1 protein-coding gene is annotated in these 462 nt (G+C 60.4%); it reads left to right on the forward strand.

The annotated features are described in order from the left end of the window. Window positions 1-462: ArdC-like ssDNA-binding domain-containing protein (locus MOV76_RS40415; RefSeq protein WP_247266627.1), on the forward strand; the 462-nt coding region annotated here is incomplete at both ends.

Below are 462 nucleotides of genomic sequence, written 5' to 3' on the forward strand. Positions count from 1 at the left end.
CAGGCCCTGGACGACGGGACAGGCGGCAAGTGAGGTCAGCCGGCCACTGCGCCACAATGGCCAACCCTATACCGGGATCAATGTCCTGCTCCTCTGGTCCGAAACCATCGCCCGCGGCTTTGCCTCATCACGCTGGATGACGTTTCGCCAGGCAATCGAACTCGGCGGCGCCGTCCGCAAGGGCGAAACCGGCACGACCGTAGTCTTTGCCAGTTCGTTCATCCGCACCGAGACGACCGAGACAGGCACGGAGATCGAACAGGACATTCCATTCCTCAAGACCTACACCGTGTTCAACGCCGATCAGATCGCCGGTCTTCCTTACCGCTTTCATGAGATCGCACCTGTCCAGGATCCGATGAGCCGCATCGGCGATGCCGGCCGCTTCTTTGCCAATACCGGCGCACTCATCCGGCATGGCGGATCGGCTGCCTATTATGCTGCCATTCGTGATTACATCCA

It is taken from the genome of Rhizobium sp. PRIMUS64 (assembly GCF_023006465.1).
Classification (GTDB): Bacteria; Pseudomonadota; Alphaproteobacteria; order Rhizobiales; family Rhizobiaceae; genus Rhizobium; species Rhizobium leguminosarum.